Origin of the sequence: Massilia sp. LC238 (genome assembly GCF_000735635.1) — a bacterium.
In the GTDB taxonomy this organism is placed as follows: Bacteria; Pseudomonadota; Gammaproteobacteria; order Burkholderiales; family Burkholderiaceae_D; genus Telluria; species Telluria varians.
On sequence record NZ_JNNN01000065.1, the window covers coordinates 199,773 to 223,240 of the forward strand.

The following is a 23,468-nucleotide window of genomic DNA, read 5'->3' on the forward strand; positions in this document are numbered from 1 at the left end:
AGGAATAATCTGACCCCTGATGTTGAACTACAGAGGAAGAGGTCAGCGAGGCGCTGTAGGAGGAGGGGTAGTGCGAGGCGCAGGCGGGCGCCCCCCTGGTGGGGGCCACCTGCGGCACAAAACCGCCGGTGGCGTGTCTAAGACTTCTTAATCCTAGGCTTTCATCGGGGACAACAGCCGGTGCGCCACGGCGTACTGGACCATTTCCGACAGCGAGCTCATGCCCATCTTCTGCATGATCCGGGTTTTGTGGGTACTGACCGTCTTGACCGACAGGTGCAGGCTGTTGGCGATCTCGGTGATCGACTTCCCACCGACGAGGTGCGAAAACACCTCGAATTCACGGTCCGACAGCTGTTTATGCAACAGCTGTTCGTTCGGCGCCATGATATTGAGCGCCAACTGCTCGGCCACTTCGGTACTGATATAAGGACGTCCCGACGCCACCTTGCGGATCGCGCCCACCAGCTGGGTGCCCGCGCTTTCCTTGGTGAGGTAGCCCTGGGCGCCGGCGCGGATCGCCCGCACCGCGTACTGTTCTTCCTCGTGCATGGTCAGGATCAGGATCGCCAGCTTGGGGGCCTCGCTGCGTACCTGGCGGATCAGGTCGACGCCGCTGCGGCCCGGCATCGACAGGTCGAGCAGCAGCAGGTCGAAGCCGCCCTGGCGTACCTGGGCCAGCACCTCAAAGCCGTTGGTCGCCTCCCCGGTGATCTCGATATCCGGCGCACCATCGAGGATGCGCTTGAGTCCTTCGCGCATGATCGTGTGGTCGTCGGCAATGACGATGCGAATCATAAAACCATCCTTCTCGGTGAAAGCAACGATGACCGGTGCAGGCTAACACAGGACGGCACCGGCATATGTCGTACTTTCTTCACGCCGGCTCCGGGCACTTCGAGAAGATTCTCGAGGCGCCCTCTTGTCATGCGGGTGCGGGCTCACTGATCAGGCGGTGCACCAGCACCGGCTTGGTCGTGTGCGACAACACCTTGTTGGTGACGCTGCCGAGCAACAGCTGGCCCCAGCCGCTGCGGCCGTGCGATCCCATGAAGATCAGGTCGCAGCCTTCCTGCTCGGCGACGTCGACGATCTTGAGGGCCGCGGTGTCGGAAAACGCGGTCATGCAACTGTGCTTCAGGCCGGCGCCGGCGCAGGAGCGCATGATTCTCCCCATGTACTCCTCGCCCATGCGGCGCATCTGCGCGATATATTCTTCTTCGCTCGGATAGGAGGGCGGAATGATCTCCACGTACACGGGATACTGATAATCGGGCGCGACGAACAGGGCCAGTACCTCGGCGCCCATCTTTTGCGCAAATTTGACGCCGGCGCAGGCCGTATGCTGCGACACGGCCGAGCCGTCGGTAGTGATCAGGATTTTGCGGTACATGATGACTCCTCCAATGGCCACGCCATTCTGGGGCGTACCGGGCGCGGCGGCGATTGCAAGAACGCAAACTGTTGAGCTTGATCAAACTTCGGGTTCTTATTATTCAGCAACTGCATGGCCGTGATAAGAAGAACCATCGAGTTACGAAAAACAACACCTCCTTGTGTAAACATTCAGGAACTGTGCCATTTAATTGTCGCGGAATTAAGTTTCGATGTCCATTTTGTTGCGTCTCCGTCGCCGAGATTTACCTGTGGCAACTACGCTGCTACACTCGCATACAGACTTTGGACCATCCCGGATGGTCGCAGTAAACACTACTGAATACCGCTGATTGCGAACTTATACACCATGGAGAAGCAGGGATTATGACCGACGCCGCTGACGATTTCGACGCACTATTCGAGGAAGTGGCGGCGCAGCGCGCCAACGCTCCTACCCCGGCGCCGGCGGCCGAGCCCGCACCGGCCCCGGCTGCGGCAGCTGTCGCAGACGAAGACGACCTCGACTCCCTGTTCGACCAGGTATCGGCGGCAAGCGCGCCGGCGATCGCCGCCGCCGCTCCGGTAGCGGCCGCGGCAGCTGCGCCGGCTGCGGCGTCCGTGCCGGCCGTGGCCAGCGACGGCGAGCACGCCATGTTCGAACGTCTCGGCGGCATCGTGCGCCTGCTGCACGATTCGCTGCGCGAGCTCGGCTACGACAAGGCGCTGACCGAGGCGTCCTCGGCCATCGTCGACGCCCAGGACCGCCTGGAATACGTCGCCACCCTGACCGAACAGGCCGCCAACAAGGTGCTGAACACCCTGGACGACGGCATGCCGGCGCAGGACCTGCTGTCGAAGCAGGCCAAGGACATGGAAAACCGCTGGGCCGACCTGTTCTCGGGCAAGCTGAGCCTGGACGAATTCAAGGCCCTGGCCGGCGATTCGCGCCAGTTCGCCACCGCCGTGAACGAAGCGACCGAAGCCGAGAAGGCGCGCCTGCTCGAGATCATGATGGCCCAGGACTTCCAGGACATCACCGGCCAGCTGATCAAGAAAGTGGTCAAGATTACCCAGACGGTGGAAGCCGAGCTGGCGCAGCTGCTGCGCGACAGCGCGCCGGCCGACCTGAAGGAAAAGCTGGCGAAGAAAGAAGTGCCGGCCGCGCCCGCGCCGCTGATGCAGGGCCCGTCGGTGCCGGATACGGCGCTGAACCAGGATAGCGTTGACGATCTTCTGGCCGATCTGGGGTTCTAATGGACGATATGCTCAAGGACTTCGTCGTCGAGGCGATGGACCTTGCGGTGAATGTTGAAGAACATTTGCTGCGCCTCGAACGCGATCCGGACAACAAGGAAACACTGAATGCGGTGTTCCGTTCCTTCCACACAATCAAGGGCGGCGCCGGCTTCATGGGCCTGCCCGCGCTGGTCGCCGCCTGCCACCTGACCGAGAACCTGTTCGACGCCCTGCGCACCGGCGCCGCGCCGGTGACGCCGCTGGCGATCGAAGCCGCACTCGAGGCCTCGGGCTTCGTGGCGGACCAGCTCAACGACCTGAACAACGGCACCCCGCCGGAAGGCCTGGCGCAAATGCCGGAAACGCTCGAACGCATCCTGAAGGACGCGATCGAAGGCAAGGGCGCGACCAGCGCACCGGCCGCCGCGCCGGCGCCTGTGGCTGCACCGGCACCCGCCGTGGCCGCCCCGGTTGCGGCAGCGCCGGCCGCCGTCCCGGCTCCGGTTCCGGCCGCTGCCGGCGAAGATGGCCTGGACTGGGTCGGCATGTACAACGCCGTGGTGCCTGCGGGCTCCGCGATTGCGGCGGGGTCGGCGCCCGCCGCAGTCCCTGCCGCTGCCGCGCCGGTTGCCGCCGCTGCCCCTGAGGCCGCGCCGGCCGCCAAGCAGGGCGGCTGGGACGGCGTCGACCGCCGCCAGAACGACAAGGTCGCCGATGCGCGCGCCGCCGCGGCCCCGGCCAAGGACGAAAGCATCCGTATCGATGCGGTCAAGCTCGACGCGCTGCTGGAAGTGGCGGGCGAGTCGGTGCAGGCCGCCAACCAGGCCGCCGTGCTGCTCGAGCGCCTGCAGCAGTTCAAGTTCGAAGGTCCGGCCGCCGCCCTGATGGCGACGCTCACCGAGACCCTGGAGCGCGCCTCGCGCTACTCGGCCGAACTGCAGCGCGCCACGCTGGCCACCCGCATGCAGCCGGTGGGCCGCCTGTTCCAGAAGTTCCCGCGCCTGGTGCGCGAACTGGCCAAGGACCTCGGCAAGGATGTCGAACTGACCATCGAAGGCGCCGAGACCGAAGTCGACCGCGTCGTGGTGGACAGCCTGTACGATCCGCTGGTGCACATGCTCCGTAACGCGCTCGACCACGGCGTCGAGTCGCCGGAAGAGCGCGTCGCCGCCGGCAAGCCGGCCAAGGCCTTCATCCTGCTGAAGGCCTGGCAGGAAGCCAACAGCGTCATGATCGTGCTGCAGGACGACGGCAAGGGCATGGACCCGGTCAAGCTGCGCCGCAAGGCGATCGACAAGGGCCTGATCGGCGAGAACGGCGCCCCCAACGACGACGACGCCTACCAGCTGGTGTTCCTGCCGGGCTTCTCGACCAAGGAAGTGGCTTCCTCGGTGTCGGGCCGCGGCGTGGGCATGGACGTGGTCAAGACGGCGGTCGAGAAGAACCGCGGCGCGATCCGCATCGAATCGCAGCTGGGCGCCGGCACGCGCTTCGCGATCCGCCTGCCGATCGAGCTGTCGATCGTCCCGACCATGCTGGTGTCGACCTCGAGCGCGTCGCTGGCGCTGCCGATGGCCGTCGTCGAGCGCGTGGTCGAGCTGCCGGAAGAGTTCCAGTGCGTGGGCGGCGCTCCGGTGCTGAAGGACCAGGGACGCCCGCTGCCGGTGCGTTCGCTGGCCCTGGCGCTGGGCTACGAAGCCTGCTCGGAACGCGTCGGCATCGTCATCAACGCCCCACAGCCCTACATCCTGGCGGTGGAAGCGGTGGACGGCACGGCCGACCTGGTGATCAAGCCGATGACCGCGCTGTCGGTCGAGGGCATCACCGGTACCGCGCGTTCGGCCGAGGGCGAACTGGTGCTGGTGGTCGGCCTGTCCTTCCTGATGGACGGCTGCCGTTCGAATGTGCGCCTGGCCGCGTAGGGTGGGCGGATTCCGCCCACGCGGTGATTGCTGGCAGCTCCGCTCTCGTACCGGATGATCTCGCTGCTATCCATCACCGCGTGGGCGTAGTTCAGGCCACTGGCCTGAACTACCCCGCCCACCCTACACAAAATCGCATACAAAAGCCTGAGCTTCCCCGCTCAGGCTTTTTTTATTTGCATGGCGAGTTGTCTATGCAAATAATATTTGCATACTTTCGGCTTGATTAGCAGAAAAATGCGTTGCCCCTGCTTGGTGCGGCAGTGCACAATTATGGCATAATCAAAAACCGTCCCCGCATAAGGGGTACCGCGTTCACCGGATAGACCATGCAAAAAACGCTCTACGACAAACTCTGGGATTCCCATGTCGTGCGTGCCGACGCCGATGGCACCACAGTCCTCTACATCGACCGCCACCTGGTGCACGAAGTCACCAGTCCGCAAGCCTTCGAAGGCCTGCGCGAAGCAGGGCGCGGACTATGGCGTACCTCGGCCAACCTGGCCGTGGCCGACCACAACGTGCCGACCACCGACCGTGCCCACGGCATCGCCGACCCGACCTCGCGCCTGCAGGTCGAAACCCTTGACGGCAACGCCAGGAGCTTCGGCCTGACCTACTTCGACATGAACGACAAGCGCCAGGGCATCGTGCACGTGATCGGCCCGGAGCAGGGCGCCACGCTGCCCGGCATGACCGTGGTCTGCGGCGACTCGCACACCAGCACCCACGGCGCCTTCGGCTGCCTGGCGCACGGCATCGGCACCTCCGAAGTCGAGCACGTGCTGGCCACCCAGACCCTGCTGGCCAAGAAATCGAAATCGATGCTGGTGCGGGTCGAGGGAGAACTGCTTGCGGGCGTGACCGCCAAGGACATCGTGCTGGCCGTGATCGGCAAGATCGGCACCGCCGGCGGCACCGGCTACGCCATCGAATTCGGCGGCTCGACCATCCGCGCCCTGTCGATGGAAGGCCGCATGACGGTCTGTAACATGGCGATCGAAGCGGGCGCGCGCGCCGGCATGGTCGCGGTGGACGACACCACCATCGACTACGTCAAGGGCCGCCCGTTCTCGCCCAAGGGCGAGCAGTGGGAGCAGGCCGTCGCCTACTGGCGCACCCTGCACTCGGACGAAGGCGCCGTGTTCGACACGGTCGTGGAGCTCGACGCAGCGGAGATCCTCCCGCAGGTCACCTGGGGCACCTCGCCCGAGATGGTGGTATCCGTGGACGGCCGCGTGCCCGATCCGCGCGAGGAAAGCGACGCCGTGCGCCGCGGCGCCATCGAAAAAGCGCTGGTCTACATGGACCTCCAGCCGAACACCCCGATCGACCAGATCAAGATCGACAAGGTCTTCATCGGCTCCTGCACCAACTCGCGCATCGAAGACCTGCGCGCCGCCGCCGATGTGGTGCGCGGCCGCCGGCGCGCCGCCAACGTCAAGCTGGCGATGGTGGTGCCGGGCTCGGGCCTGGTGAAGGAGCAGGCCGAGCGCGAAGGCCTCGACCGCATCTTCAAGGAAGCCGGCTTCGAATGGCGCGAGCCGGGCTGCTCGATGTGCCTGGCCATGAACGCCGACCGCCTGGAGCCGGGCGAGCGCTGCGCCTCGACCTCGAACCGCAACTTCGAGGGACGCCAGGGGCAGGGCGGCCGCACCCACCTGGTCTCGCCGGCCATGGCCGCCGCCGCGGGAATCGCCGGCCACTTTGTCGACGTACGCGCCTTCTAGCGCGTTAATACCGTTTTAACCGTAACAGGAACATCATGAAGAAAGTAATCGCACTCGCCCTGACCGCCATCGTCCTCGCCGGCTGCAACACCATCTCGGGCATCGGCAAGGACGTGCAGAAGGTCGGCCAGGTCGTCACCAGCGCCGGCGGCAAATAACAATCTAGAAAAGGGAGCCGGAGCGGCCATGGATAAATTCACCGTACACGAAGGCGTGGTGGCGCCGCTGGATCGCGCCAACGTCGACACCGACGCCATCATTCCGAAGCAGTTCCTGAAATCGATCCGCCGCACCGGCTTCGGCCCGAACCTGTTCGACGAGTGGCGCTACCTGGACCACGGCGAGCCGGGCCAGGACTGCAGCAACCGCCCGGTGAATCCGGACTTCGTGCTGAACCAGCCGCGCTATGCGGGCGCCTCGATCCTGCTGGCGCGCAAGAACTTCGGTTGCGGCTCCTCGCGCGAGCATGCGCCCTGGGCCCTGCAGCAGTATGGCTTCCGCGCCATCGTGGCGCCGAGCTTCGCCGACATCTTCTTCAACAACTGCTACAAGAGCGGCCTGCTGCCGATCGTCCTGTCGGAAGAGGAGGTCGACGGCCTGTTCAAGGCAGTGGAGGCGAATCCGGGCTTCACGCTGGTGGTGGACCTCGAGAAGCAACGCATCGGCACGCAGGACGGCAGCATCTCGTACGGCTTCGCCATCGACGACTTCCGCAAGTACTGCCTGCTGAACGGCCTGGACGACATCGGCCTGACCCTGCGCCATGCCGACGACATCCGCGCCTTCGAGCAAGGCCACCTGGCAGCCCAGCCGTGGCTGGCCAACACGATTTGATAAAGAGAGACCGCATGAAAATCGCAATCCTGCCGGGTGACGGCATCGGCCCGGAGATCATGGACCAGGCGGTCAAGGTCCTGAACGCCCTTGGCGAGCCCTTCGAGATGGAAACCGCCCAGGTCGGCGGCGCCGGCTATGCGGCCCACGGCCACCCGCTGCCGGAAGGCACGCTGAAGCTGGCCAAGGAAGCCGACGCGGTGCTGTTCGGCGCCGTCGGCGACTACAAGTACGACACGCTCGAGCGCGCGCTGCGCCCCGAGCAGGCCATCCTCGGCCTGCGCCGCGAACTCGGCCTGTTCGCCAACCTGCGTCCGGCCATCCTGTACCCGGAACTCGCGGGCGCCTCGACGCTCAAACCAGAGGTCGTCTCGGGCCTGGACATCCTGATCATCCGCGAGCTCACCGGCGACATCTATTTCGGCAAGCCGCGCGGCGTGCGCGAATGCCCGGACGGACCGTTCGCCGGCCAGCGCGAGGGCTTCGACACCATGCGCTATGCCGAAGGCGAGATCCGCCGCATCGCCCACGTGGCCTTCCAGGCCGCGCGCAAGCGCGACCGCCGCGTGACCAGCGTCGACAAGGCCAACGTGCTGGAGACCTTCCAGTTCTGGCGCGACATCGTCACCGAGGTGCACCGGGAATACCAGGACGTCGAGCTCGAGCACATGTATGTCGACAACGCGGCCATGCAGCTGGTGCGCGCGCCGAAGAAGTTCGACGTCATCGTGACCGGCAACATGTTCGGCGATATCCTGTCGGATGCCGCCGCCATGCTGACCGGTTCGATCGGCATGCTGCCCTCGGCCTCGCTCGACGCCAACAACAAGGGCCTGTACGAGCCCTCGCACGGCTCGGCGCCGGACATCGCCGGCCAGGGCGTGGCCAATCCGCTGGCGACCATCCTGTCCGCCGCGATGATGCTGCGCTTCAGCTTCGGCCGGCTTGAGGCGGCCGACCGCATCGAGAACGCGGTCAAGCGCGTGCTGGCCCAGGGCCTGCGCACCCCCGACATTTACGAAGCAGGTACCAGGAAGGTCGGTACCGAAGACATGGGCAACGCGGTCGTCGCGGCCCTCCAATAATTCACATTCCAAGGAAAGCAAAATGAAACTAGTAGGCCTGGTTGGCTGGCGCGGCATGGTGGGCTCGGTCCTGATGCAGCGCATGCAGGAAGAGGGCGATTTCGACCACATCGAGCCGGCGTTCTTCACCACCTCGAACCCGGGCGGCGCGGCGCCGAAGATGGCGAAGAACGAAACCACCCTGAAAAGCGCGACCGACATCGCCGAACTCTCGAAGTGCGAGATCATCATCTCCTGCCAGGGCGGCGACTACACCAGCGACGTGTTCCCGAAGCTGCGCGCCAGCGGCTGGAACGGCTACTGGATCGACGCCGCCTCGACCCTGCGCATGAACGACGACGCCGTCATCGTGCTCGACCCGGTCAACAAGGAAGTCATCAAGAACGCCATGTCGCGCGGCGTGAAGAACTTCATCGGCGGTAACTGCACCGTGTCGTGCATGCTGATCGGCCTGGGCGGCCTGTTCGAGCAGGGCCTGGTCGAGTGGATGAGCTCCATGACCTACCAGGCGGCATCGGGCGGCGGCGCCCAGCACATGCGCGAGCTGCTGACCCAGTTCGGCACCATCAACGGCGCCGTCAAGCCGCTGCTGGACGACCCGGCCTCGGCCATCCTCGAGATCGACCGCACGGTGCTGGCGACCCAGCATGGCCTGTCGGCTGAGGAAACCAAACAGTTCGGCGTGCCGCTGGCCGGCAACCTGATTCCGTGGATCGACAAGGACCTGGGCAACGGCCAGTCGAAGGAAGAATGGAAGGCCGGCGCCGAGACCAACAAGATCCTCGGCCGCGGCGAAGGTTTTGGTTCCAGGGCGATTCCGGTGGACGGCCTGTGCGTGCGCATCGGCGCGATGCGCTGCCACTCGCAGGCCCTGACCATCAAGCTGACCAAGGACGTGCCGCTCGATGAGATCAACGACATCATCGCCTCGCACAACCAGTGGGTGAAGGTGGTGCCGAACACCCGCGAAGCCTCGATGCGCGACCTGTCGCCGGCCGCGGTCACCGGTGGACTGGGCATCCCGGTCGGCCGCTTGCGCAAGATGTCGATGGGTAATGATTACCTGTCGGCCTTCACCGTCGGCGACCAGCTGCTGTGGGGCGCGGCCGAGCCGCTGCGCCGCATGCTGCGCATTGTGCTGGACAAGTAACAAGCAAGAAAGCCTGCAGGGCCGATCCTCGATTGGCCCTGCGTATCGTGTTGGCAGCCTTGCCACACCTGCTGTAATAGTGCTAAGCGCTTGTAATCAAACGCTATCAAACACGCCCCGCATCGGTCATTCTGGCCACATATCTCCAGCTCCCTCGACGAGCTTGTGCGCTGGGAGCTTGCATGCTCCAGAGCATGATGATATGTTGAGACTCCTGGGAAATCGTCTTTCCTGTGGCCAACTTTCTCTCACTGCCGATTATGCATTTTCCTCACCGTCCTCCGCTCATGGCATTTGCGCTGAAATCAGTCACCGCGGCCGTGGCAAGTGCCGTGCTCCTGTCGTCTGCGGCCTCGGCTGCGGGCCTCGGGAAGCTGACGGTGCTGTCGGCACTCGGCCAGCCGCTGCGTGCCGAAATCGAACTGACGACGACCGCCGGCGAGGATGCATCGAGCCTGGCAGTGAAGCTGGCCTCGCCGGAAGCCTTCCGCGCGGCCAATATCGAATTCAACCCGGCCCTGCTGTCGCTGCGCTTCAATGTCGAGCAGCGCGCCGGCCGCCAGTTCATCCGCGTTTCCTCGAGCCAGCCGCTGAACGAGCCCTTCGTCGACATGCTGATCGAGCTGTCGTGGAACAGCGGCCGCCTGGTGCGCGAGTACACCTTCCTGCTCGACCCGGCCGAACTGCGTAACACCCAGCCGGCCCAGGCGGCGGCCGAGACCCGCCCGGCGGTGGCCCAGCCGTCCGCGCCGCTCCCTCAGCCGCGTCCAGCGGTGCCGCAGCCGGCAGCGCCGGTCGCGCAACAGCCGCAGCCGCCGCAGCAGGCCCAAGCGCCGCGCGCGGCCGCGCCTGCAGCCGCCGCGGCCGAGACCCCTTCGAGCTACCGCGTGCGCCAGGGCGACACCCTGGGCAAGATCGCCGCCAAGCTCAAGCCGGCCGACATCTCGCTCGACATGATGCTGGTGGCGCTGTACCGCGCCAATCCGGACGCCTTCATCGGCAACAACATGAACCGCCTGAAGTCGGGCCAGATCCTGTCGGTGCCGGATTCCGGCGCGATCCGAGGAAGCGGCAGCGGCGACGCCGAAGCGCGCGGCATCGTGGTCGCGCACGCGGCCGACTTCAACGCCTACCGCAACAAGCTGGCAGGGCAGGTGGCCAACGCCGCCCCGCAGCGTACGCCGCAGGCCGGCCAGAGCGCGGCCGGCAAGATTACCGCCAAGGTCGAGGAACGCCCGACCGCCGCCAACGAATCGCAGGACCAGCTGCGCCTGTCGAAAGCCACCCAGGCGGCCACCGGCGCGCAAGGAGCCGCCATTGCGAGCGCCGAAGACAGCATCGCGCGCGAGCGCGAACTGGAGCAGGCCCAGGCCCGCGTCAAGGAACTCGAGAAGAATGTCAACGAGCTGGAACAGCTGATGACGGTGAAGAGCCGCTCCGGCAGCGAGGTGCAGAACGCCGCCGCGGCGGGCGCCGGCGCCGGCGCCCCCACCGCCCCGCCCGCCGCACCGGCAGCCAAGCCGGCAGCGCCGGCCGAGCGCAAGCCGGCCGAGAAGGGCTTCGCCGATACCCTGATGGACAACATCAATGTCGTCGCCGCCGGCGCCGCCATCCTGCTGCTCGGCGCGCTGGGCATCTCGCAGCGCCGCCGGAAAAAGCAGGACGGCGCCAAGGCGGTCGTCGCCGAGCCCTCGGTGCTGGGCGTGCCGACCCAGGGGGCGCACTCGCTGTTCGCGGAAGCGGGCGGCCAGAGCGTCGACACCAGCAACAGCGTGTTCAATTCCAGCTTCGCCCCGTCGGCCTCGCAGCTCGACACCAATGAAGTCGACCCGGTCGCGGAAGCCGACGTCTACATCGCCTACGGCCGCGACGCCCAGGCCGAGGAGATCCTGAAGGAAGCGCTGCGCACCCATCCGGAACGCCATGCCGTGCGCCTGAAGCTGCTCGAGATCTATGCCGCCCGCAAGGACCTGCGCGCCTTCGAGACCCAGGCCAGCGAGCTGTACAGCATGACGCGCGGCATGGGTGACGAGTGGGCCCAGGCGGCCGCGCTGGGCCTGAGTATCGACCCGTCCAATCCGCTGTATGCCGCTGCCGCCGGCGCGGCGCCGGTCGCACCAAACCCGAGCCCGCAGGAGCGCGACCAGCAGTCGCTGCTGTCGCAGCAGCTCGAAGCCTCGTTCCGCGGTGGGGCCCCGATGGCGGCCCTCGGCGCAGGCGCCATGGCCGGTGCGGCCTACGCTGCGATGGACCACGACGAGCAGCAGGACGCGACTGCCGTGCCGGAATCCGATGTGCTCGCCGCTCCGGTGGCCGAGCAGCGCCTCGATGACAACTCGCTCGATTTCGACCTCGGCGGCCTGAGCTTCGAACCGGTCGCCAGCACCGAACCGATCGCCATGGCCGGCCCCGGCCGCGACGCTGCGCTTGACGACACCGCCGTGCCAGAGCTCGACTTCGCGCTCGATCCGATCACGCCGCCCGACCTCACCGCCGCGCCTGCACCCGCCGGCGAAGAGCCCTTCGACCTCGCCTTCGACATGAGCTTCGGCGAGCCGGAAACCGCCGCAGCCGTCCCGGGCTCCACGGACCGCGACGCCGCAGTGGCGAACCACGACATGGCCGGCCTGGCCGCCGAATTCGACCTGCCGCCGCTGCCCGCGGTCGACGAAGACGAGGTGCCGGCGCTGGCCACGGCCGCCGCCGAAGAGGACCCGCTGTTCGACCTGGATACCATGGACTTCGGCCTGCCGCCTGCCGCAGTGGCGCCTGCCGCCGTGGCCGAGGCGACCCCGTTCCACGAAGAAGTGCCCGCCATCCTCGGCGCAACGGCGACCTCGAACGGTGCGGACGATCCGCTGTTCGACCTCGATACCATGGACTTCGGCAGCCCGGCCGTGCCGAGCCCCGCGCCGAGCCTGTCCCAGCCTGCGGTCGAGCCCTTCGAATTCGACGCGCCGCCGGCAGCTGCAGCCAGCCCGGCCGCCGACGAAGACCCGTTCGCCCTGGACGAGTTCCCGGCGGCCGCGCCTGCCGCCGCACCAAGCGAGCCGAGCTTCGACCTGGCCGACATCGACCTCGAGCTGCCGTCCTTCGAGCAGCCCGCAGTGAGCGCGGCAGACCTGCCGGTGCCGGGCGAGGCTCTGGAGCCGGCCGCGCTGTCGCCGGAACACATGGAAATGGAAACCAAGCTCGATCTCGCGATCGCCTACCAGGAAATCGGCGACAAGGAAGGTGCGCGCGAGCTGCTCGATGAAGTCATCAAGGGTGGCAGCAGCGAACAGGTGAGCAAGGCCAGCGCAATGCGCTCCCTGCTCGCGTGAGGCGCATCGCACTGGGTGTCCAGTATGTAGGCACCGCCTGGAACGGCTACCAGAAGCAGCCGGCGCGCAATACGGTCCAGGACCAGCTCGAGATCGCCCTCGAGAAGTTCGCCTGTACTTTCCTTGGCACGACCTGCGCCGGCCGCACCGACGCCGGCGTGCACGGCATCGAGCAGGTGGTCCACTTCGACACCGAGCTCGACCGCGCCATGCAGAGCTGGGTGCGCGGCGTGAACGCCTTCCTGCCCGACTCGATCGTGGTGCGCTGGGCGCACGAGGTCAAGCCGGATGCCGAGGGTAACGAGTTCCACGCGCGCTTCTCGGCGCGCTCGCGCACCTATCACTACGTGCTGTACAACAACCCGAATCCCTCGGCGCTGCTGGCGGACCGGGCCGGGTGGGTATTCCGTCCGCTCGACGTGGAGCGCATGCGCGAAGCCGGCCAGTACCTGATCGGCGAGCACGATTTCTCGGCCTTCCGCGCCTCGGGCTGCCAGGCCAATTCGCCGGTCAAGCAAATGCACGAGGTGAGCATCCAGCGCTATGGCGACGTGCTCGTGTTCACGGTGCGCGCCAGCGCCTTCCTTCACCACATGGTGCGCAACATCGTCGGCTCGCTCATCTATGTGGGCACGGGCCGCAACGAACCCGGCTGGATGAAGGAAGTGCTGGAGAGCCGCTCGCGCGACGTGGCCGCGCCTACGTTCATGCCGGACGGCCTGTACCTGGCAAAAATCGATTACGATCCCAAGTGGGGATTGCCGCAGGAGCCAGCACATCCACTCCCGTGGCTCTGAGCCACTACCTGGACATCGACATGCAACGCACCCGTATCAAAATTTGCGGCATCACGCGCGCGGAAGACCTGCGCGCGGCCGTCAGTGCCGGCGCCGACGCGCTGGGTTTCGTCTTTTATCCGAAGAGTCCGCGCTACGTCACGCCGGAACAGGCGGCCGAGCTGTGCCGGGCGCTGCCGCCTTATATCAGCGCGGTGGCGCTGTTCGTCAACGCGACGGTGGACGAGGTGAGGGCGGTCGCCGAACGGGCGCCGCTGTCGCTGATCCAGTTCCACGGCGACGAGACGGTCGAGCAGTGCGCGGCGCTGGCCGCGGACGTCGCGCGGCCCTTCGTGAAAGCCTTCCGCGTCCGGCCGGACACAAGCCCGGACGAACTGCTAGAATACGAAGGTATATACCGCGCCGCCAGCCCCTGGTTCTCCGGCCTGTTGCTGGATACCTGGGTGGACGCCTACGGCGGCGCAGGAAAGGTCTTCGATTGGTCTCTCGTCCCAAAAGAGCTCGCGCCTCGGGTCGTTTTGAGTGGTGGGTTGAACGCACACAACGCGACTGACGCGGTGCTACGTGTTCGTCCCTTCGCGGTCGACGTCAGCAGTGGCGTCGAAGCGCAGAAGGGCATCAAGGATGCCTGCAAGCTTGCCGATTTCATCGGCGCAGTGCGGGCCGCCGACGCCATCCCATCGAGTGAGAACCATCATGAAAGATCGTCCTAGCGGCAACACGCCGCTGTTCCAGACCCCGGATTACCAGCTGCCCGACCAGACCGGGCACTTCGGCCCCTACGGCGGCAGCTTCGTCGCCGAGACCCTGTCGCATGCGCTGGCCGAATTGAACGAGGCCTACGCGCGCTTCTCGAACGACCCCGAATTCCTCGAGGAATTCCGCTACGAACTGGCCCACTTCGTCGGCCGTCCCTCGCCGGTCTACCACGCCAAGCGCTGGTCCGAACAGGTGGGCGGCGCCCAGATCTTCTTCAAGCGCGAAGACCTGAACCATACGGGCGCGCACAAGATCAACAACGTGATCGGCCAGGCCCTGCTGGCGCGCCGCATGGGCAAGAAGCGCATCATCGCCGAGACCGGCGCGGGGCAGCACGGCGTGGCCACCGCCACCATCTGCGCGCGCTTCGGCATGGAATGCGTGGTCTACATGGGCAGCGAGGACGTCAAGCGCCAGGCGCAGAACGTCTACCGCATGAAACTGCTGGGCGCGACCGTCGTGCCGGTGGAGTCGGGCTCCAAGACCCTGAAGGACGCGCTCAACGAAGCAATGCGCGACTGGGTCACCAACATCGAGAGCACCTTCTACATCATCGGCACCGTCGCGGGGCCGCACCCGTATCCGATGATGGTGCGCGACTTCCAGTCCGTGATCGGCGAGGAATGCCGCGTGCAGATGCCGGCCATGACCGGCCGCCAGCCGGACTACGTGCTGGCCTGCGTCGGCGGCGGTTCGAACGCGATGGGCATCTTCTATCCCTACATCGACGAGCCGGGCGTGAAGCTGGTCGGCGTCGAGCCGGCGGGCGAGGGCCTGGAGACGGGCAAGCATGCGGCGTCCCTGAGCGCCGGCATCCCGGGCGTGTTGCACGGTAACCGCACCTACCTGCTGCAGGACGAGAACGGGCAGATCATCGAGACGCATTCGGTGTCGGCCGGCCTGGATTACCCGGGCGTGGGGCCGGAGCACGCCTGGCTGAAGGACATCAAGCGCGCCGAGTACGTGAGCATCACGGACGAGGAAGCCTTGCAGGCCTTCCACGACTGCTGCCGCATCGAGGGGATCATCCCAGCGCTCGAGTCCTCGCACGCGATCGCCTATGCGACCAAGCTGGCGGCCACGCTGCCGAAGGACCAGCTCATCCTGGTCAACCTGTCGGGCCGCGGCGACAAGGACATGCACACGGTGGCGCAGAGGATGGGGCTGGATTTCAGCTGACCGTCTTCCCGCACCCTCGTGAACCTTTAACAGAAAGAACAGCATGTCCCGTATCGAATCGACCTTTGCCGCCCTCAAGGCGCAAAATAAAACCGGCCTCGTCACCTTCATCACGGCCGGCGACCCCGGTCCCGAACTGACCGTGCCGCTGATGCACGCCCTGGTGGAGGGCGGCGCCGACGTCCTGGAGCTGGGCGTCCCGTTTTCCGACCCGATGGCCGAAGGCCCGGTGATCCAGCGCGCCTGCGAGCGCGCGCTCAAGTTCAACGTCGGCCTGCAGGACGTCTTCGGTTTCGTGCGCGAATTCCGCAAGACGAATGCGGCGACGCCGGTGGTCCTGATGGGCTACGCCAACCCGATCGAGCGCATCGGCCCCGACAACTTCATTCGCTGCGCGAAGGAAGCGGGTGCGGACGGCGCGATCGTGGTCGACTATCCGCCGGAAGAGTGCGCTTCGTTCGCCGAAGCGATGAGGGCGAACGACCTCGACCTGATCTTCCTGCTGGCGCCGACCTCGACCACGGAGCGGGTGCAGCAGGTGGCACAGTACGGCAGCGGCTTCAGCTACTACGTCTCGCTCAAGGGCGTGACCGGGGCGGGCAGTATCGACACGGCCGACGTGGCGCGCCGTGTGGCGTCGATCCGCGAGCACGTCAAGCTGCCGATCGGCGTCGGTTTCGGCATCCGCGACGGCGCTACCGCCCGGGCTGTGGCGGAAGTAGCGGACGCGGTGGTGATCGGCAGCCGCATCATCCAGGAACTGGAGTCGGTGCCGAAGGAGCAGGCGGTGGACGCGGTGCGCAGTTTCACCTCGGGTATCCGCAGCGCGCTGGACGCCTGAATAAAGGTTGCCTTCACGCAAGACGCGGTTTGTGCTGCCGCGTCTTGCCCTGTAAATCATCGCAGTACAGTGGATCCGTTGTTCCCCTAAACAATTCTTGGATCCCGCGATGAAAATACAGATTGTTAACGTATCGGTAGCTCAGTCAGCTAAAGTACTGGCCGTGCTTTACGCAGTAATGTCGCTGCCCATCATGCTGTTCGTAACAGCAGCCGGCTTCGTCGGCGGCGGTCTTGGCGCAGGCATTGGTGTAGCCATTATGACGCTGTTGATTGCCCCTCTTGTTTATGGCCTGATGACGTTCCTATGCACCGGCCTGGTGGCCTGGCTTTACAACCTCGTGGCGCGGCGTGTCGGCGGCTTGGAATACAGTGTCGCCGAGATGCCCGGCGTCGGAGCCAAGACCTGACGCGGCAACCGCGGCGGCATGGGGGCGCCACGATGGCGCCCTTTTTTATTTGATGTCGGAATGGCAATTGGCAGGCCGACATGATTCGACAAGCGGCACGCTTGCGGCTACACTACCGCCACTTCGAAGACTTGCCGCAAGGAGAAAAGATGAGTTGGCTAGAAAAACTGCTGCCCCCACGGATCCAGCGCTCCGATGCCGCCAAGAGTAAGACCATGCCCGAAGGGCTGTGGGTCAAGTGCCCGTCGTGCGAATCGGTCCTGTACCGCGCCGACCTGGAATCGAACCAGCACGTCTGCCCCAAGTGCGACCACCACATGCGCATCCGCGCCCGCGAGCGCCTCGATGCGCTGCTCGACGAGGGTGGCCGCTATGACATCGGCCAGGAAACCCTGCCGGTCGACACCCTGAAGTTCAAGGACAGCAAGAAGTACCCGGACCGCCTCAAGCAGGCCATGGACGCTACCGGCGAGACCGATGCCCTGATCGTGCAGGGCGGTTCGATCATGAGCCTGCCGGTCGTCGTCGCCTGCTTCGAATTCGAATTCATGGGCGGCTCGATGGGTTCGGTCGTCGGCGAACGCTTCGTGCGCGGCGCCCAGGTGGCGCTGGAGCAGAAGGTGCCCTTCATCTGCATCACCGCCACCGGCGGCGCCCGCATGCAGGAAGGCCTGTTGTCGCTGATGCAGATGGCCAAGACCACCGCCATGCTGACTAAGCTGTCCGAAAAGAAGCTGCCGTTCATCTCCGTGCTGACCGACCCGACCATGGGCGGTGTCTCGGCTTCGTTCGCCTTCATGGGCGACGTCGTCATCGCCGAACCGAAGGCCCTGATCGGCTTCGCCGGTCCGCGCGTGATCGAGAATACCGTGCGCGAAAAGCTGCCGGAAGGCTTCCAGCGCGCCGAGTTCCTGGTGCAGAAGGGCGCCGTCGACATGATCGTCGACCGCCGCAAGATGCGCGAAGAAATCGCCCGCCTGCTGGCGCTGCTGCAAAACCAGGCCGCCGACGCGCTGGCCTGATCCCGTCCCGGTGCGGGCGCCCAGGCGTCCGCACCAGCGCCCCCGCGCGCACTCACCGAAGTCCATCCAATGTCCACTCTTCCGACCACCTTGCCCGACTGGCTGGCGCTGCTCGAGTCGCGCCATGCCGAAACCCACATCGACATGGGCCTCGACCGTGTCCGCACCGTCAAGGAACGCATGGGGCTCGCCTTCAGCTGTCCCGTGATCATGGTGGCCGGCACCAACGGCAAGGGCTCGACCTGCGCGATGCTGGAAGCCGTGCTGCTGCAGTCCGGCTACCGCGTGGGCCTGTACATCAAGCCGCACTTCCTCGACTTCAACGAGCGCGCCCGCATCAACGGCGAGATGGCGTCGGATGAGGCGCTGATCCAGGCGTTCAATGCGGTCGAAGCCGTGCGCGGCGAAGTCTCGCTGACCTACTTCGAATTCACCACGCTGGCGATCATGAACCTGATTTCGCAGGCCGGCGTGGACGTCGCCATCCTTGAGGTCGGCCTGGGCGGGCGCCTCGATGCCGTCAACGTGGTCGACGCCGACGTGGCGATCGTCACCAGCGTCGACATCGACCATACCGACTACCTGGGCGACACCCGCGAGAAGATCGGCTTTGAAAAGGCCGGCATCTTCCGTCCGGGCAAGGCCGCGATCTGCAGCGATCCGGTGCCACCGCAATCGCTCATCGATCACGCGGAAAGCATCGGCGCCGACCTGTGGCTGCTAGGGCGCGACTTCAACTACCAGGGCGACCAGCAGCAATGGAGCTATGGCGGCCGCGGACAGCGCCGCAATTCGCTGGCCTATCCGGCCCTGCGCGGCGCCAACCAGCTGCTCAACGCCTCGGCCGCGCTGGCCGCCCTCGAGGTGCTGCGCATGCAGCTGCCCTGCGGCGCGCAGGAAGTGCGTGCCGGCCTGGCCATGGTCGAGCTGCCGGGACGCTTCCAGGTGCTGCCCGGCCGTCCGACCCAGGTGCTGGACGTGGCCCACAACCCGCACGCAGCGGCGGCCCTCGCGCACAACCTCGGCAACATGGGCTTTCACCGCTACACCTATGCGGTGTTCGGCATCATGGAAGACAAGGACATCGAGGCCGTGATCGCGCCCTTGAAGGGCATCGTCGACCACTGGTGCGTCACCGCGCTGCCGTCGCCGCGCTCGGCGCAGCCGGAACAACTGGCCGAAAAGCTCGCGGCAATCGGGCCCGCGGGCGCGAAAGAGGGTGATTTTTCGGTCACCACTTTCGCCACGCCGCTTGACGCCTATGCGAATGCCGTGAGCCGGGCTGGGGAGAATGATAGAATTGTGGTCTTTGGCTCGTTCTACACGGTCGCCGGCGTCATGGCGGCCCGCAAAAACTCACTACACTGATTCTAGATACGCATGGGCTTGTTCTCGTTCGGTAGCAAAAACAAGCAAGACACTGTCCGGGACAGCGGCCACTTCGTCAAGGACGACGCCGCCGCCTATGGGCAGCAGGCCCGCGCCAAGCGCGCGTCCAACGCCGGCGAAGGCGCCACCCGCGGCCGTGGCCGCGCCGGCGCCGATCCGATCCTCCCCGAGAAGAAGCGCGCGCGCCGCCGCCTGGTAGGCGCGATCGCGCTGGCCCTCGCCGCTGCGGTCGGCCTGCCGATGCTGCTCGATTCCGAGCCCAAGCCGCTCGGCGCCGACATCGCCATCAATATCCCGTCGAAGGACAAGGCGGCGGCCTTGCCGGTACCCGCCGCGGCGAGCGTCGACAGCGGCGAGGAAATCGTCGAGCCGACGGACGAGGCGCCGCTCGAGACGGCCCAGCCGCCGGCGCCCGCAGCCAGGGTGGCGACGGCGCCGGCCGATCCGCCGCCGGTTCGCACCCTCGACACCGCCCGCACCGAGCCGGCCAGGGCCGAACCGAAGCCGGAACCGGTCAAGCCGGAGCCCAAGCGCGAGCCGAAGTTTGAAGCGCACCCGAAGGTCGCCGACCTGGAGCCGAAGAAGCTCGAGAAACCTGCCGAGAAGCCGCCGGTCAAGCCGGTCGAGGTGAAGCCGGTCCCGGTTCAGAACGACGCCGCGCGCGCCATGGCCATCCTGGAGGGCAAGCCTGTCGTGAAGGCCACCGGCCCGTCGCAGAAGTACGTGGTGCAGGTGGCCGCGCTGGCGACCCAGCAAAAGGTCGATGAGCTGCAGGGCCGCCTGCGCGCCGCCGGCGTGTCTTCCTTCACCGAGCGGTCCGGTGACCTGATCCGCGTGCGCGTGGGTCCGTACAGCAAGGAAGAGGGCGAGAAGATCCGCTCCAAGCTCATCGCCATGGGCCTGTCCGGCACCATGGTGCCGCTCTGATCCACGGTAGCAGGCAAGGGCTGGCGGCGTGACGATTTTCGATTACCTGGTCTTGTTCGTTCTGGTATCGTCGGTCATCATTTCCACCCTGCGCGGGCTGGTCAAGGAGATCCTGTCGCTGCTGGGCTGGATCGTGGCCTTCGTGGTGGCGAACGCCTACGGGGCGACACTGGCGCCGATGCTGCCCGAGTTGCTTCCCGGCGAGACCGCGCGCCTGATCATGGCCTTCGTGCTGCTGTTCCTCGGCGTGCGCATCCTGATGGGTCTGCTGTCGCTGGCGATCGGGGCCCTGATCACGGCCACCGGCCTGAGCCTCGCGGACCGCGGCCTGGGTGGATTATTTGGATTGGCGCGCGGCATTGTAATCGTGCTGGCCGCCGTCATATTGTGTGGGATGACGTCCATCCCGCAACAGGATTTCTGGAGGAACGCGCTGCTCTCGCCGATGGCGGAAACCGGAGCGCGCACCGTCAAACCATTTCTCCCTGCTGCCCTGGCGCAGCACGTGAACTACTAATCTTTTGTAATCAGCAATCCAGTTTTAGGAGCGCACCATGTGTGGCATCGTCGGCGTCGTCTCGAACAATCCCGTCAACCAGCTTCTGTATGACGCCTTGCTGCTGCTGCAGCATCGCGGCCAGGACGCGGCGGGTATTGCAACCAATCACAGCAGCATGTTCTCGATGTACAAGGCCAATGGCTTGGTGCGCGACGTGTTCCGTACCCGTAACATGCGTACGCTGCAGGGCAACACCGGTATCGGCCACTGCCGCTATCCGACCGCCGGCTCCTCAAGCGAGGAAGAAGCGCAGCCCTTCTACGTCAACGCCCCGTTCGGCATCACCCTGGCCCACAACGGCAACCTGACCAACCAGGCCCAGCTCAAGGAAGAGCTGTTCAAGAACGACCGCCGCCACATCAACACCGACTCCGATTCGGAAGTGCTGCTGAACGTGCTGGCCCACGAGATCCAGGAAGCGGCCGACGGCTACAATCTGGACACCGACGCCATCTTCAAGGCGGTGGCCGCGGTGCACCGCCGCGTGCGCGGGGCCTACGCCGTCGTGGCGCAGATCGCCGGCCACGGCATGCTGTCCTTCCGCGACCCGTTCGGCATTCGTCCGCTGTGCCTGGGCGTGAACGAGGGCGAGCACGGCCTTGAGTACCTGGTGGCGAGCGAATCGGTGGCGCTGGAAGGCCTGGGCTTCCGCTTCGTGCGCGATATCGCGCCGGGCGAGGCGGTGTTCATCACCAACGACGGCCAGCTGCACGAGCGCCAGTGCGCCGAGAATCCGTCGCTGAATCCCTGCGCCTTCGAATACGTTTACCTGGCCCGTCCGGACTCGGTGATCGACGGCGCCTCGGTCTACGCGACCCGCCTGCGCATGGGCGAATACCTGGCCGACAAGATCCGCAAGGAGATCCCGGTCGACGAGATCGACGTCGTGATGCCGATCCCCGATTCCTCGCGTCCGGCCGCGATCCAGCTGGCCCTGAAGCTCGGCGTCGAGTACCGCGAAGGCTTCATCAAGAACCGCTACATCGGCCGCACCTTCATCATGCCGGGCCAGAACATGCGCAAGAAGTCGGTGCGCCAGAAGCTCAACGCGATCGCCTCCGAATTCAAGGACAAGAACGTGCTGCTGGTCGACGATTCGATCGTGCGCGGCACCACCAGCCGTGAAATCGTGCAGATGGCGCGCGACGCCGGCGCCCGCAAGGTGTTCTTCGCCTCGGCCGCGCCGCCGGTGCTGTACCCGAACGTGTACGGCATCGACATGCCGACCCGCGACGAGCTGATCGCCCATGGCCGCACCAATGAGGAAATCTGCGCGGAGATCACCGCCGACCGCCTGGTCTACCAGGACGTGGATGCGCTCAAGAAGGCGATCTCGGACGTCAATCCGGCGCTGAAGAATTTCGAGGCCTCCTGCTTCGACGGCGTCTATGTGACCGGCGACGTGACGCCGGAATACCTGGATCGCCAGGAATCCGCGCGCCACAAGGGCGGCAGCAAGGGCGTCGAGGATGCGGCCACCAACCAGCTCAATCTCAACCGTCCGGCCACGGCGGAGTAAGACCATGAGCGAGCAGAAGTACGGTTTCACCACCACCATCCTGCACAACGACCGCAGGAAGAGCATCGAACAGGGCTCGCTGCACAAGCCGGTGCATACCTCGGTGGCTTTCGGCTACAACGATGCGCGCCAGCTGGCCTCGGTCTTCCAGGGCAAGGAACCGGGCTTCCGCTACGGCCGCCAGGGCAACCCGACCGTCGCCGCGCTCGAGGACAAGATCAGCAAGATGGAAGACGGCGTCGGCACGATCTGTTTCGCGACCGGCATGGGCGCCATCGGCGCGCTGTTCCAGGGCCTGCTGAGGGCGGGAGACCACATCGTCTCGTCGTCCTTCCTGTTCGGGAACACCAACAGCCTGTGGCAGACGGTGGCAGCCCAGGGCGTGGCGGTGGACTTCGTCGATGCGACCGATGTCGCCAACGTGGAAGCGGTGCTGCGGCCCGATACCCGCATGGTGTTCGTCGAGACCATCGCCAACCCGCGCACCCAGGTGGCGGACCTGGCGCGCATCGGCCAGCTGTGCCGTGAACGCGGCATCCTGTACGTGGTCGACAACACCATGACCACGCCCTGGCTGTTCCGCCCGAAGGCGGTGGGGGCGGGCCTGGTTGTCAATTCGCTGACCAAGTCGATCGGCGGCCACGGCATCGCGCTGGGCGGCGCCTTGACCGATACCGGCTTGTTCGACTGGAGCGCCTACCCGCACATCGCGGCCAACTTCCGCAAGCAGCCGGCCGCCAACCAGGGCCTGGCCCAGCTGCGCGCCAAGGCACTGCGCGACTTCGGCGCGGCCCTCGGGCCGGAAGCGGCGCACCACATCGCGGTGGGCGCCGAGACGCTGGCGCTGCGCATGGAACGCACCAGCGCGAACGCGCTGGCGCTGGCGCAGATGCTGGAAGCCGATGAGCGCGTGGCGGCTGTGCACTACCCGGGACTGGCCTCGCATCCGCAGAACGGCATCACGAAAGAGCTGTTCCGTGCCGGCGGTTCCCTGATGAGCTTCGAGCTGCGCGAGGATATCGATTGCTTCGACTACCTGAACCGCCTGAAGCTCGGCATCCCGGCCAGCAACCTGGGAGATACCCGCACCCTGGTGATCCCGGTGGCGCACACGATCTTCTTCGAGATGGGCGCGGAGCGGCGCGCCAGCATGGGCATTGCCGAGTCCCTGATCCGCGTCTCCGTGGGCATCGAGGATACCGAGGACCTGCTGGCGGACTTCCGTCAGGCGCTCGAGGCGTAACAACAACGGCAACCTTCGGGTTGCCGTTTTTCGTAGGGTGTGTTAGGGCAAAGTTGTAATGTCCGGATCTAGCAAAGTTGAAATGTCCGCTTTTTGCTAGATGACTCATGCTGTCGACTCCGAATCGTTTGGAGTCCAGTGTGAGCAAATCCGGGAGCATTACGATG

The 23,468-nt window shown here is 65.9% G+C and carries 21 protein-coding genes; 19 read left to right on the plus strand and 2 right to left on the minus strand.

The window, feature by feature from the left end; all coding sequences use genetic code 11:
- Positions 1-153 precede the first annotated feature (153 nt).
- Together FG94_RS17725 and FG94_RS17730 are read right to left on the minus strand one after the other, a co-directional pair.
- Positions 154-798 carry a response regulator transcription factor gene (locus tag FG94_RS17725; protein ID WP_036214306.1) on the minus strand — a complete coding sequence of 215 codons (645 nt, stop codon included), beginning with the start codon at positions 796-798 and terminating at the stop codon, positions 154-156.
- Between the two features lie 127 nt (positions 799-925).
- The gene (locus tag FG94_RS17730) at positions 926-1,393 is read right to left on the minus strand and encodes a universal stress protein (RefSeq protein ID WP_036214308.1); all 468 of its coding nucleotides are present in this window, start codon (positions 1,391-1,393) and stop codon (positions 926-928) included.
- A gap of 368 nt (positions 1,394-1,761) precedes the next feature.
- Here FG94_RS17730 and FG94_RS17735 point away from each other — a divergent pair, with 368 nt between their 5' ends.
- The 19 genes from FG94_RS17735 to FG94_RS17820 all read left to right on the plus strand — a co-directional run bounded on the left by FG94_RS17735 (position 1,762) and on the right by FG94_RS17820 (position 23,301).
- A complete protein-coding gene (locus FG94_RS17735; protein ID WP_036214310.1) occupies positions 1,762-2,631 on the plus strand; it encodes a protein phosphatase CheZ in 870 nt (289 codons plus the stop codon).
- Positions 2,631-4,535, plus strand: a complete 1,905-nt coding sequence (locus FG94_RS17740) for a chemotaxis protein CheA (RefSeq protein ID WP_036214311.1) — start codon at positions 2,631-2,633, stop codon at positions 4,533-4,535. Before FG94_RS17735 ends, FG94_RS17740 begins: the two co-directional genes overlap by 1 nt.
- A gap of 329 nt (positions 4,536-4,864) precedes the next feature.
- A complete protein-coding gene (gene leuC / locus FG94_RS17745) occupies positions 4,865-6,265 on the plus strand; it encodes a 3-isopropylmalate dehydratase large subunit (protein WP_036214313.1) in 1,401 nt (466 codons plus the stop codon).
- A 35-nt stretch (positions 6,266-6,300) separates the two neighbouring features.
- Positions 6,301-6,423 (plus strand): entericidin A/B family lipoprotein, encoded by a 123-nt coding sequence (locus FG94_RS26735; protein WP_081926056.1) that lies wholly within the window; start codon positions 6,301-6,303, stop codon positions 6,421-6,423.
- Between the two features lie 28 nt (positions 6,424-6,451).
- On the plus strand, positions 6,452-7,099 hold the full coding sequence (leuD, locus tag FG94_RS17750) for a 3-isopropylmalate dehydratase small subunit (protein WP_036214314.1): 648 nt from the start codon (positions 6,452-6,454) through the stop codon (positions 7,097-7,099).
- Between the two features lie 14 nt (positions 7,100-7,113).
- Positions 7,114-8,184 carry a 3-isopropylmalate dehydrogenase gene (gene leuB / locus FG94_RS17755; protein ID WP_036214315.1) on the plus strand — a complete coding sequence of 357 codons (1,071 nt, stop codon included), beginning with the start codon at positions 7,114-7,116 and terminating at the stop codon, positions 8,182-8,184.
- 22 nt (positions 8,185-8,206) lie between these two features.
- Entirely contained in the window at positions 8,207-9,334 is a 1,128-nt protein-coding gene (gene asd, locus FG94_RS17760; protein ID WP_081926057.1) for an aspartate-semialdehyde dehydrogenase, read from the plus strand.
- A 332-nt stretch (positions 9,335-9,666) separates the two neighbouring features.
- Complete coding sequence (locus tag FG94_RS17765; RefSeq protein ID WP_229445979.1) at positions 9,667-12,657, plus strand: FimV/HubP family polar landmark protein; 2,991 nt, start codon at positions 9,667-9,669, stop codon at positions 12,655-12,657.
- The gene (gene truA / locus FG94_RS17770) at positions 12,654-13,454 is read left to right on the plus strand and encodes a tRNA pseudouridine(38-40) synthase TruA (RefSeq protein WP_036214319.1); all 801 of its coding nucleotides are present in this window, start codon (positions 12,654-12,656) and stop codon (positions 13,452-13,454) included. The genes FG94_RS17765 and truA overlap by 4 nt, the downstream gene beginning before the upstream one ends.
- A 20-nt stretch (positions 13,455-13,474) precedes the next feature.
- Positions 13,475-14,167, plus strand: coding sequence for a phosphoribosylanthranilate isomerase (locus FG94_RS17775; protein WP_036214385.1), 693 nt, complete (start codon positions 13,475-13,477; stop codon positions 14,165-14,167).
- A complete protein-coding gene (gene trpB / locus FG94_RS17780) occupies positions 14,151-15,392 on the plus strand; it encodes a tryptophan synthase subunit beta (RefSeq protein ID WP_036214321.1) in 1,242 nt (413 codons plus the stop codon). Before FG94_RS17775 ends, trpB begins: the two co-directional genes overlap by 17 nt.
- 43 nt (positions 15,393-15,435) lie before the next feature.
- A complete protein-coding gene (gene trpA, locus FG94_RS17785) occupies positions 15,436-16,233 on the plus strand; it encodes a tryptophan synthase subunit alpha (RefSeq protein WP_036214323.1) in 798 nt (265 codons plus the stop codon).
- Positions 16,234-16,342: 109 nt separating this feature from the next.
- Positions 16,343-16,642, plus strand: coding sequence for a hypothetical protein (locus FG94_RS17790; protein WP_036214325.1), 300 nt, complete (start codon positions 16,343-16,345; stop codon positions 16,640-16,642).
- Between the two features lie 149 nt (positions 16,643-16,791).
- Complete coding sequence (accD, locus tag FG94_RS17795) at positions 16,792-17,664, plus strand: acetyl-CoA carboxylase, carboxyltransferase subunit beta (protein WP_027866740.1); 873 nt, start codon at positions 16,792-16,794, stop codon at positions 17,662-17,664.
- 69 nt (positions 17,665-17,733) lie between these two features.
- Positions 17,734-19,032: a bifunctional tetrahydrofolate synthase/dihydrofolate synthase gene (folC, locus tag FG94_RS17800; protein WP_036214327.1), complete on the plus strand. Its 1,299-nt coding sequence runs from the start codon at positions 17,734-17,736 to the stop codon at positions 19,030-19,032.
- 12 nt (positions 19,033-19,044) lie between these two features.
- On the plus strand, positions 19,045-19,980 hold the full coding sequence (locus FG94_RS17805; protein ID WP_036214330.1) for an SPOR domain-containing protein: 936 nt from the start codon (positions 19,045-19,047) through the stop codon (positions 19,978-19,980).
- Between the two features lie 28 nt (positions 19,981-20,008).
- Positions 20,009-20,497 (plus strand): CvpA family protein, encoded by a 489-nt coding sequence (locus tag FG94_RS17810; RefSeq protein ID WP_027866743.1) that lies wholly within the window; start codon positions 20,009-20,011, stop codon positions 20,495-20,497.
- A gap of 37 nt (positions 20,498-20,534) precedes the next feature.
- Positions 20,535-22,058 carry an amidophosphoribosyltransferase gene (purF, locus tag FG94_RS17815; protein ID WP_036214332.1) on the plus strand — a complete coding sequence of 508 codons (1,524 nt, stop codon included), beginning with the start codon at positions 20,535-20,537 and terminating at the stop codon, positions 22,056-22,058.
- Positions 22,059-22,062: 4 nt separating this feature from the next.
- On the plus strand, positions 22,063-23,301 hold the full coding sequence (locus FG94_RS17820; protein ID WP_036214334.1) for a cystathionine gamma-synthase family protein: 1,239 nt from the start codon (positions 22,063-22,065) through the stop codon (positions 23,299-23,301).
- Positions 23,302-23,468: the final 167 nt, after the last annotated feature.

Bases quoted from the DNA above. Each gene is read 5' to 3' on its own strand.
- FG94_RS17725 (WP_036214306.1), bottom strand. From the start codon at position 798: ATGATTCGCATCGTCATTGCCGACGACCACACGATCATGCGCGAAGGA.
- FG94_RS17730 (WP_036214308.1), bottom strand. From the start codon at position 1,393: ATGTACCGCAAAATCCTGATCACTACCGACGGCTCGGCCGTGTCGCAG.
- FG94_RS17735 (WP_036214310.1), top strand. From the start codon at position 1,762: ATGACCGACGCCGCTGACGATTTCGACGCACTATTCGAGGAAGTGGCG.
- FG94_RS17740 (WP_036214311.1), top strand. From the start codon at position 2,631: ATGGACGATATGCTCAAGGACTTCGTCGTCGAGGCGATGGACCTTGCG.
- leuC (WP_036214313.1), top strand. From the start codon at position 4,865: ATGCAAAAAACGCTCTACGACAAACTCTGGGATTCCCATGTCGTGCGT.
- FG94_RS26735 (WP_081926056.1), top strand. From the start codon at position 6,301: ATGAAGAAAGTAATCGCACTCGCCCTGACCGCCATCGTCCTCGCCGGC.
- leuD (WP_036214314.1), top strand. From the start codon at position 6,452: ATGGATAAATTCACCGTACACGAAGGCGTGGTGGCGCCGCTGGATCGC.
- leuB (WP_036214315.1), top strand. From the start codon at position 7,114: ATGAAAATCGCAATCCTGCCGGGTGACGGCATCGGCCCGGAGATCATG.
- asd (WP_081926057.1), top strand. From the start codon at position 8,207: ATGAAACTAGTAGGCCTGGTTGGCTGGCGCGGCATGGTGGGCTCGGTC.
- FG94_RS17775 (WP_036214385.1), top strand. From the start codon at position 13,475: ATGCAACGCACCCGTATCAAAATTTGCGGCATCACGCGCGCGGAAGAC.
- trpB (WP_036214321.1), top strand. From the start codon at position 14,151: ATGAAAGATCGTCCTAGCGGCAACACGCCGCTGTTCCAGACCCCGGAT.
- trpA (WP_036214323.1), top strand. From the start codon at position 15,436: ATGTCCCGTATCGAATCGACCTTTGCCGCCCTCAAGGCGCAAAATAAA.
- FG94_RS17790 (WP_036214325.1), top strand. From the start codon at position 16,343: ATGAAAATACAGATTGTTAACGTATCGGTAGCTCAGTCAGCTAAAGTA.
- accD (WP_027866740.1), top strand. From the start codon at position 16,792: ATGAGTTGGCTAGAAAAACTGCTGCCCCCACGGATCCAGCGCTCCGAT.
- folC (WP_036214327.1), top strand. From the start codon at position 17,734: ATGTCCACTCTTCCGACCACCTTGCCCGACTGGCTGGCGCTGCTCGAG.
- FG94_RS17805 (WP_036214330.1), top strand. From the start codon at position 19,045: ATGGGCTTGTTCTCGTTCGGTAGCAAAAACAAGCAAGACACTGTCCGG.
- purF (WP_036214332.1), top strand. From the start codon at position 20,535: ATGTGTGGCATCGTCGGCGTCGTCTCGAACAATCCCGTCAACCAGCTT.
- FG94_RS17820 (WP_036214334.1), top strand. From the start codon at position 22,063: ATGAGCGAGCAGAAGTACGGTTTCACCACCACCATCCTGCACAACGAC.